The sequence below is a fragment of the Vibrio sp. 970 genome (assembly GCF_033339075.1).
In genome coordinates this window covers 1-10,415 of the sequence record NZ_JAWOTW010000032.1, presented here as the reverse complement: position 1 = coordinate 10,415, position 10,415 = coordinate 1, and the positions used below count along the sequence as shown (strand labels likewise).

General features: G+C 45.8%; 6 protein-coding genes. 4 read left to right on the top strand and 2 right to left on the bottom strand.

Going from position 1 to position 10,415, the window contains the following annotated elements; translation table 11 throughout:
- Positions 1-96: 96 nt before the first annotated feature.
- Together purD and purH are read right to left on the bottom strand one after the other, a co-directional pair.
- Positions 97-1,386, bottom strand: coding sequence for a phosphoribosylamine--glycine ligase (gene purD, locus R7Q11_RS23945; RefSeq protein ID WP_115386356.1), 1,290 nt, complete (start codon positions 1,384-1,386; stop codon positions 97-99).
- Between the two features lie 194 nt (positions 1,387-1,580).
- Positions 1,581-3,173: a bifunctional phosphoribosylaminoimidazolecarboxamide formyltransferase/IMP cyclohydrolase gene (gene purH / locus R7Q11_RS23940; protein WP_225466778.1), complete on the bottom strand. Its 1,593-nt coding sequence runs from the start codon at positions 3,171-3,173 to the stop codon at positions 1,581-1,583.
- 265 nt (positions 3,174-3,438) lie between these two features.
- Between purH and zntR the strand changes: the two genes are divergently transcribed.
- From zntR to R7Q11_RS23920, 4 genes are all read left to right on the top strand, one after another.
- Positions 3,439-3,837 (top strand): Zn(2+)-responsive transcriptional regulator, encoded by a 399-nt coding sequence (gene zntR, locus R7Q11_RS23935; protein ID WP_005382529.1) that lies wholly within the window; start codon positions 3,439-3,441, stop codon positions 3,835-3,837.
- A 163-nt stretch (positions 3,838-4,000) separates the two neighbouring features.
- Positions 4,001-5,563, top strand: coding sequence for a lysine decarboxylation/transport transcriptional activator CadC (gene cadC / locus R7Q11_RS23930; RefSeq protein WP_225466777.1), 1,563 nt, complete (start codon positions 4,001-4,003; stop codon positions 5,561-5,563).
- 703 nt (positions 5,564-6,266) lie between these two features.
- Positions 6,267-7,610: a cadaverine/lysine antiporter gene (gene cadB / locus R7Q11_RS23925; RefSeq protein WP_017821792.1), complete on the top strand. Its 1,344-nt coding sequence runs from the start codon at positions 6,267-6,269 to the stop codon at positions 7,608-7,610.
- A 117-nt stretch (positions 7,611-7,727) separates the two neighbouring features.
- A complete protein-coding gene (locus tag R7Q11_RS23920; protein ID WP_005451159.1) occupies positions 7,728-9,863 on the top strand; it encodes a lysine decarboxylase CadA in 2,136 nt (711 codons plus the stop codon).
- Positions 9,864-10,415: the final 552 nt, after the last annotated feature.

Here is a 10,415-nt window from a genome sequence, read left to right as displayed (position 1 = left end):
GCGCTGGACTAAACAAAGGCCCCCTTTTAGGGGGCTCACACAAAGCCACCTTCTTTAGAAGGTGGTAATTTACTTTTTAGCCAACTTATGTTGTTTTTATTTGTCTTGCTCACGTGCAATTGCACGGTAGCCGATATCGTTGCGATGGAACATGCCATCCCAACGGATCTGTTTTGCAAGCTCGTAAGCACGCTGCTGCGCTTTTGATACGCTGTTGCCAAGTGCCGTTGCACAAAGAACGCGACCACCGTTTGTCACGATGTCGCCATCTTTGTTATCTGTACCTGCATGGAAGACTTTTTCGCCTTCAATTTCAACTTGTGGCAGACCCGAAATTACGTCGCCTTTGTTGTATGCAGCTGGGTAACCACCGGCTGCTAACACGATACCAATCGATGCTCGTGGATCCCACTTCGATTCCGCTTGATCCAGTTTCTCGTCGATTGCCGCTAGGCACAGATCAACAAGATCCGATTCCATGCGCATCATGATAGGTTGTGTCTCAGGATCACCGAAGCGGCAGTTGTACTCGATTACTTTCGGAGTGCCGTCTTTGTCGATCATCAGACCCGCGTATAGGAAACCAGTGTAAGGGTTACCTTCAGAGGCCATGCCACGTACTGTTGGGTAAATCACTTCTTCCATGATGCGGTTGTGGATTTCCTGTGTTACCACTGGAGCTGGAGAGTATGCTCCCATGCCACCGGTGTTAGGACCCGTATCTTTGTCGCCTACGCGTTTGTGGTCTTGGCTGGTGGCCATTGGCAGAACGTTCTCACCATCCACCATCACGATGAAGCTTGCTTCTTCACCATCTAGGAACTCTTCGATAACGACACGACTACCAGCATCACCAAATGCGTTGCCTGCTAGCATGTCTTTGATTGCGTCCTCAGCTTCTTCTAGCGTCATCGCTACGATAACGCCTTTACCAGCAGCAAGGCCGTCAGCTTTTACTACGATCGGTGCACCTTGCTCACGTACGTAAGCAAGAGCTGGCTCGATTTCAGTGAAATTCGCGTAGGCACCCGTTGGAATTTGGTGACGAGCAAGGAAGTCTTTGGTAAACGCTTTAGATCCTTCAAGCTGTGCTGCTGCTTGGGTCGGGCCGAATATTGGCAAACCTGCTTCACGGAAAGCATCAACCACACCAATAACCAATGGTGCTTCTGGGCCAACGATAGTCAATTCAATCGCCTTCTCTTTGGCGAAAGCAACAAGGCCAGCGATGTCTTCTACATCGATGTTTACGTTCTCTAGTTTTGGCTCTAGTGCTGTACCTGCGTTACCTGGTGCAACGAAGATAGTCTCAACATTTGGGTTTTGCGCTGCTTTCCAGCCTAGCGCATGTTCACGACCGCCTGAACCAATGATTAAAACTCGCATATGAAAATCCTTAATCTTATAAATACCGTTTGCTCAAACTCAGATATTTCGCAAAGACCTGAGTATGACCTCTCTAATTCAGTGGGACGAGGACAAGGCGACAAGTGAACTTATTCCTATGAGCATAGTATGCTATGTGATTAGGATAAGTGAACGCCGTCAACGCAGTTATCGTCCCAGTGAAGACGAGAGGATTAGTGGCGGAAGTGACGCATACCGGTAAAGATCATCGCCATGCCGTGTTCGTCTGCCGCTGCGATAACTTCGTCATCACGCATAGAACCACCTGGTTGGATCACACACTTGATGCCCGCTTCTGCAGCCGCGTCGATACCGTCACGGAATGGGAAGAATGCATCTGATGCCATTACACAACCTTCAACCTGTAGACCTTCGTCTGCAGCTTTGATGCCCGCGATTTTCGCAGAGTAAACGCGGCTCATTTGGCCAGCACCTACACCGATAGTCATGTCGCTTTTCGAGTAAACGATCGCGTTAGATTTCACGTATTTCGCTACTTTCCAGCAAAACAGTGCATCTTTCAGCTCTTCTTCTGTTGGCTGGCGCTTAGAAACCACTTTTAGGTCGTCTAGGCTTACCATGCCTTGGTCACGGTCTTGAACCAGTAGACCGCCATTCACGCGTTTCACGTCAAAGCCAGTTGTCTTAGTTGTCCATTCGCCACACTCAAGTAGACGCACGTTCTTCTTCGCTGCAACCACTTCAATCGCTTCAGCAGAAACAGAAGGTGCGATGATCACTTCAACGAATTGACGCTCAACAATAGCGGTTGCTGTTGCTGCGTCTAGCTCTTGGTTGAATGCAATGATGCCGCCGAATGCAGATGTTGGGTCAGTTTGGTAAGCACGGTTGTACGCTTCTAGGATGTCTTTACCTAGAGCAACACCGCATGGGTTTGCGTGTTTTACGATTACACATGCTGGCTCGTTGAACTCTTTCACACACTCAAGCGCTGCGTCCGTGTCTGCGATGTTGTTGTAAGAAAGGGCTTTACCTTGGATTTGGCGAGCAGTAGAAACGGATGCTTCTTGTGGGTTTGCTTCAACGTAGAATGCGGCTGCTTGGTGGCTGTTCTCACCGTAGCGCATGTCTTGCTTCTTCTCGAACTGTTGGTTGAACGTACGAGGGAATTTGCTCTCTTCATCACCTTCTTTGTTCTCACCGTAAGATGGAACCATAGTGCCGAAGTAGTTTGCGATCATGCCATCGTAAGCGGCAGTGTGTTCAAAAGCAGCGATGGCAAGGTCGAAGCGAGTTTCGAGAGTGAGAGATTTGTCGTTTGCGTCCATCTCTGCAATTACGCGGCCGTAATCACCCGCGTTAACAACGATAGTCACGTCTTTGTGGTTTTTCGCTGCAGAACGAACCATTGTTGGGCCGCCGATATCGATGTTTTCAACAGCGTCGGCTAGTGTACAGCCTTCTTTGGCAACGGTTTCTGCGAATGGGTATAGGTTTACGACAACCATATCGATAGGGTTGATGCCGTGCTTTTCCATCACGTCATCATCTTGGCCACGACGACCAAGCACACCACCGTGAACTTTTGGGTGAAGCGTTTTAACGCGGCCGTCCATCATTTCTGGGAAACCAGTGTAGTCAGAGACTTCGGTTACGGCGGTGCCTTGTTCGGCAAGTAGGCGAGCTGTACCACCAGTAGATAGGATATCGACACCGCGCTCAGCAAGAGCTTGCGCAAACTCAACAATACCTGTTTTGTCTGATACGCTGATAAGCGCACGGCGAATAGGACGAGCGTTATTCATGCTTCCATTTTCCTCAAATTCACGGAGTTAAAGATGTTTGCCAAAAATGAACTTGTTTTTACCTCTTGGGGTAAAATATTGGCCAGTTTTGGTAAAGACCTTTGCAGGGTATTTTCTGGTTAGAAAACAGTCTCCACATTTGATGGCGCGTATTCTAACCAATTTATTACAAAAAAGCTCGCGCAATCGTTTGGCATCTCAAAAATAATTGCAAAAAAGTCGTTCTTTAGCTTTAAAAGTAACGAGATAGTTAATAGGGAAAGTTATGTTTCAGATAGGTGAACTGGCAAAACGTTGTGGTGTGACTGCCGATACATTGCGTTTCTACGAGAAAAACGCGCTAATAAAACCCGCAGGGCGAAGTGAGTCAGGCTACCGCTTGTATGATGAAGAGAATCAAAAGCAGGTGCACTTTATCCTCAAAGGTAAAGATCTTGGCTTGAGTCTGGATGAAATTAAAGACCTGTTAGAAATTAAGTTAGAAGCGACAGAACACAGCTGTGCAGAGGTAAAAGCCATTACTTCTGCCAAGTTAGAGCTGATTGATGGGAAAATTAACGAGCTGACGAAAATTCGCCGAGCGTTAAAGAAGATTAATGATGCTTGTTGTGGTCATACAGACGATGACGCCACACATTGCTCTATCCTCGCAGCACTTGAGTAGTCTCATTCTTGAATCACTTAACTTAAGTTTGCATTTTTGGCGACTTGCTTTTCTAGGTACACGCTGCTTTCCCACCTATAATCTTGCCTTTAGTTACTTGTAGGAATCGACCATTGTCTGATTCCTACCGTAACGCTGTCTGTAGATACGAGAGTTTTCATACATGGTTGGAGTCTATTTTCAAATCAATGACTGGGTTTTGAGCGTTGATGAAAATAAGCTGTATCGACAAGATAGGGAAGTTACTGTTGAGCCACGCTTAATTAATCTTTTGCACTTCTTAGCGGAGCATGCGAATGAGGTGTTCAACCGCGAGGAATTGATTCAGTACGTTTGGGCTGGAGCGATTGTGACCGATCAAGTGGTGACTCAATCCATCTTTGAGTTGCGTAAGCTACTACGTGACGGTCGAAAGGAAAATACCAACTACGTTATCACGGTGCCCAAGCGTGGCTATAAGCTGGTAGCGAACGTGGTTACTATGACGCATGAAGAGTTTGTCACAAGTCGGCAAAATGAAGAGATCCCACCTTCGGTTGAAGAATCGGAAGAGGATTGTCTACCTATAGCACCAGCCGTTACCTTTCCTGCCGGTCCTCTAACTCGCGCGGTCTGCGAGATGTCAAAAGAGAAAAAAGCACCTCAGAGCAAAAACAAAATCAGCCCTTGGCGATTGGGAATTATGAACTTCATCTGGATCAGTATGTTGGTCGTAGTGATGGGCGTGTTTACCTACAAGCAGTCGGAAGTGCGTATTACCCAAGCCATCGATACCCATCTGATTGAGTTCAAGTTTCAAGATAATTTTACGAATGAAGGATTAAGCTACGATTTGGCAGACGGATTCGCCCAAAAGTTGATGTCCGACATTGCTCAAGTCAGTGATTACCGAGTCATGCTAAAGAAGGCGTCGTTTACTTCTGGCATTGTGCCTGGTAAATCGGTTGTGGTGAGAGTTCGTGAGAATGACGGTGGCAGCTTTTTAGAGGTGGAATATCGCAATAACTCATCTGAGAAAGTGTTGTTTAGTCGTCAATACGCGTTAACCAGTAGTCATTTAAAGCCAGTGCTTCAACAAGCGTCGTTGGATTTGATGCAAGTGCTGAAAGTGTCGGATGCCAAATTGAAATCTACGATGCTGGTGGCGGGAATGCCAATGAATCCCGACGCGTTGGAGTTGTTTGTTCAGGCTAACCATTACCTTAATGTCTCTGATACTAAACAATTCCGCCAAGGTATCGACTTGATGGAAAACATTTTAGAAATCGAGCCGGATAATGCTTACGTTCAAGCTGAGTTGTTGATTGCTTACCATGTACAAAAGGCACTTGATTTCTCACAGGAGTTGAAGAAAGGGCGAATGCAGCAGCTCAGTGAAGCACTAGAGACTAATGTGAAAATGATGGTGGGGCCAATTCAACCGCGAATTTATGAAGCTTTAGCACTGCACGAAACCATCATTGGTGACATGGCGTTAGCCAAGCGGCATCTCGGACAGGCATTGAGGTTACGTGATTCAGTGCTTTCCTATGTGATTCGCGGTAAGCACGCCGAATTGGATGGTGATCTGGATTTAGCCAGTGAGTCTTACAGTGAAGCTTTCTATATTGATACGTCGGTTGAGACGTACCTGCTGTGCGAAAACTTGGTCTTCCCAAGTAACATGAAGGCGATTGATTACGCCATGTATCGCGCCGTTCACCCTTCTGTCGTTCGAATGCTTTAATTCTCTCGGACTCAACGTCAGTCTAATGCTAGCCCCTCATTTCGGTGAGGGGCTTTTTTGTCGCTGTCGAAAAGTGAAAAGGGTGAGGCGGTGGGGCAATGACTTACGAAGGAGCTAACAACGCAAGCTTGCAACGGGAATACATACCCGCTTTGCTTCTCTATCTCTATCTCTATCTCTATCTCTATCTCTATCTCTATCTCTATCTCTATCTCTATCTCTATCTCTATTGATTGTATGAAGTGTCTGGATGAGTTATGTGGCGAGAATGATTTTGGTGCCTTCTTGCATGCGAGATGAATATTGACTTGGGTCAAGAAGCGCGATCAGGGAGAGATTTATGGAATCAACACTTCAGGGAATTAACCCTTCGGGATGGGGAAGTTGATAGAGGTTGATAACTTTTATCGCGATGACCAACGAGTTGATGAGAGTTTATCTATCGGTAGAAGGTTTGATGTTTTTCTTGTAACTGTATGAATAATATAGTTTTATGTTTTTGTGTTTATCATGTTTATCTCAACTTGATGTTGATGAACTAATCATTTTATTGATAACACCAAGTTTATTTTTTTCCCGATTTTTGGGCGTAGTCTTCACTTCGAAATTTAGCGAGGTCGAGAAGGTTCCTCCTCATAGCATCTCGCTAATAACCATTCAGTTTGAGTCATGTTGACTCGAGTAGAATAGATTTGGAGATGTTATGTCATCGAATGCGAAAAAAATCGGCCTTATTGCCTGTACGGGTGTCGTAGCCGGTAACATGATGGGTAGTGGTATTGCACTATTACCTTCTAGTCTTGCCTCTGTAGGCTCTGTTTCAATCTTCAGTTGGCTGATCTGTTTGGTCGGTGCACTGAGTCTGGCGTTCGTTTACGCTCGTCTGGCAACCAAAAACCCACAAGAAGGTGGTCCTATCGCTTATGCTGGCGAAGTGTCTCCGGTATTTGGTTTCCAAACGGGCGTTCTTTATTACCACGCGAACTGGATTGGTAACCTGGCTATTGCCATTACAGGTGTTTCTTACCTTTCAGTATTCTTCCCTGTGCTTAATAACCCAATTCCAGCAGGTATTGCGACGATTGCATCGGTATGGATCTTCACTTTCGTCAACCTACTTGGTGGTAGCTGGGTAAGCCGTCTATGTACGCTTGGTTTAGTTCTTATCCTTATCCCAGTTGTTGGTACAGCTGCATTTGGTTGGACGCACTTCGATACTGCGCTTTACAGCCAAAACTGGAACGTATCAGCAGGCACTGACAGCCACGCGGTAGTAACAGCGGTTCTTATCTGTCTATGGTCATTCGTAGGTGTGGAATCAGCAGCGGTATCGACGGGTATGGTAGAAAACCCTAAACGTACTGTACCACTAGCAACTATGTTAGGTACTGGTATCGCAGGTGTGATTTACATCCTATCAACTCAGATGATCAGCGGCATGTTCCCAGCGTCAGAAGTTGCGGCATCAGGTGCGCCATTTGCATTGGCAACCACTGAGCTATTCGGTAGCTGGACTGCACCATTCGTATCAGCATTCACAGCACTAGCATGTTTCACTTCGCTAGGTTCTTGGATGATGCTGGTGGGCGAGGCTGGTAAACGTGCAGCAAGCGATGGCAACTTCCCTAAAATCTACGGCGAAACTGACAAAAACGGTGTGCCTAAGAAAGGTCTAATCCTTGCGTCAATCAAGATGACTGCACTGATGGTTGTACTGATGTTCTTCAGCTCTAAAACAGCACACGCATCAGACCTGTTCAACCAGCTAACGACTGACGCAGTTCTACTAACAATGCTGCCTTACTTCTACTCAAGCATTAACTTGATTCGCTTCGAAGGTATGACAACACGCAACGGCTTCGTAATGCTGTTCTCTGGTGTGGCTTGTCTGTTCTGCTTCATCGCACTAGCAGGTGCAGAGGGCGGTACGCTAACAGCAACCTTCATCGTGTCTCTAGTTATCTTGATGTTCTACAGCAAAAAAGCAGGTCTTGCTCAGTACGTGAAAATGCACGCTGACGACATGCCTGCCCAAGCAAGCAACTAATCCCCAAAACGCTGGCACTAAGGTGCCAGCCCATAAAACCCAAATTCACGCGGCGCTCACTTTACTCATTGCCTGTAAATGGCAAAGAGCGCCCTCATTTGCCTTGGAGATGTCCAAATGAATATATTCGCTATCTTGAACCACATGGGTGTGTTCTTTAAAGAAGAGCCAGTTCGTCAACTTCACGCTGCTCTTGAGAAAGCGGGCTACGAAGTGGTTTACCCAGTAGATGATAAAGACTTGATCAAAATGATTGAGATGAACCCTCGCATTTGCGGTGTGCTGTTCGACTGGGATAAATACTCACTAGAGCTATGTGAACGTATCAGCCAAATCAACGAAAAACTGCCTGTTCACGCATTTGCTAACGAACAGTCTACTCTAGACATTTCACTAACAGACCTACGTCTAAACGTGAGCTTCTTCGAGTACGCTTTAGGTATGGCTGACGACATCGCTATCAAAATCAACCAAGCGACTGAGGCATACAAAGATGCCATCATGCCTCCATTCACTAAAGCGCTATTCAAATACGTAGAAGAAGGTAAATACACCTTCTGTACTCCAGGTCACATGGGCGGTACTGCATTCCAGAAAAGCCCTGCTGGTAGCATCTTCTACGATTTTTACGGTCCAAACACATTTAAAGCGGACGTATCAATCTCAATGCCTGAGCTAGGTTCTCTACTAGACCACTCAGGTCCACATAAAGATGCAGAAGAATACATCGCACGTACATTCAATGCAGACAGCTCGTACATCGTAACTAACGGTACGTCTACATCGAACAAAATCGTTGGTATGTACTCAGCGCCTGCAGGCAGCACAGTACTGATTGACCGTAACTGTCACAAGTCTCTGACTCACCTAATGATGATGAGCGACGTGACACCAATCTACTTCCGCCCAACTCGTAACGCATACGGCATCCTTGGTGGTATCCCACAAAGCGAATTCAGCCGCGATGTAATCGCAGAGAAAGTGGCGAAAACACCAGGTGCAACAGCACCAACTTACGCAGTAGTGACTAACTCAACTTACGATGGCTTGTTGTACAACACACAATTCATCAAAGAGTCGCTAGATTGTAAACACATCCACTTCGACAGTGCTTGGGTGCCTTACACTAACTTCAACCCAATTTACGAAGGTAAATGTGGTATGAGTGGTGAAGCGATGCCAGGCAAAGTGTTCTACGAAACACAATCAACACACAAACTGTTGGCTGCGTTCTCGCAAGCTTCAATGATTCACGTGAAAGGTGACTTTGATAAAGAATCTTTCAACGAAGCATTCATGATGCACACTTCAACTTCACCTCAGTACGGCATTGTTGCTTCTACTGAAACTGCAGCGGCAATGATGCGCGGCAACACTGGTAAGAAGTTGATGCAAGACTCTATCGATCGCGCAATCCGCTTCCGTAAAGAGATCAAACGTCTAGAAGCAGAAAGCGACAGCTGGTTCTTCGATGTATGGCAACCAGAAAACATCGATACCACAGAATGTTGGAAACTAGACCCTAGCGACACATGGCACGGCTTCAAGAACATGGATGACAATCACATGTATCTTGATCCAATCAAAGTAACGCTACTGACTCCTGGGATGAATAAAGAAGGCGAACTAGAAGAATCAGGTATTCCTGCTTCGCTGGTGGCTAAATTCCTAGACGAGCGCGGCATCGTGGTAGAGAAAACAGGTCCATACAACTTGTTGTTCCTATTCTCAATCGGTATCGACAAATCAAAAGCAATGCAATTGCTACGCGGTCTAACTGAATTTAAACGTGGCTACGACTTGAACCTAACCATCAAGAGCTTCCTACCTTCGCTATACAACGAAGACCCAAGCTTCTATGAAGGCATGCGCGTTCAAGAACTAGCACAAGCAATTCATGACCTAACTAAGAAATACAACCTACCAGAGCTAATGTACAAAGCATTCGATGTACTTCCAGAAATGAAAGTAACACCACACGCAGCATGGCAAGAAGAGCTTCGCGGTAACGTAGAAGAAATCAAACTGGAAGAAATGGTTGGCCGCGTAAGTGCGAACATGATCCTTCCTTACCCTCCAGGTGTGCCACTAGTACTTCCTGGTGAAATGGTGACTCAAGAGTCTCGCCCTGTGCTGGACTTCCTAGAGATGCTTTGTGAGATCGGTGCGCATTACCCAGGTTTCGAAACCGACATCCACGGTCTATACCAACAAAAAGATGGTAGCTACACCGTAAAAGTATTGAAGAACTAAGTTCCTCTCGAAGATGACGCCATTGGGAATGCAAGCATGCTCCACTCTTACGAGCTCAATGCGTCATCGAACAATAACGACATTTAGATATACCCCTAACTAATCTGTCGTAAAGAGAAGGGCAAGGATGCTCTGATCTTTTCTTCTATATATAGAAGAAACACTTTTCCAAGACTTCACCTGAAGTACCCCAAATAAAAAGCAAAGACCAAAAGAGCAGTTCGTCATCGTTCTGCTCTTTTTTTTCGTCTTTATATCGATAGAAAGAGAAAAAAGAACCAAGAGAGATAAGATCAGCAATCAAAATCACAAAGAAATAGGCGATCTTTTAATGCAGAAGTCAGGTGTTTCATCATGAAAAGATCCTCTGCAACCCGAAATATTAGACAAGATCGTTGAGTATCTATGCAGAGTGCTCGTTATTTGTGCGGTTGAAAGTTTTTTTGCAAAAAACGCTTGTGCTAATTTCTCAACCCCCTATACTGCGCATCCACCGACACGGAGTGAGACGAAAGTCACACAGCGAGTCGGGAAGAGAGAAAAAAGAATTTG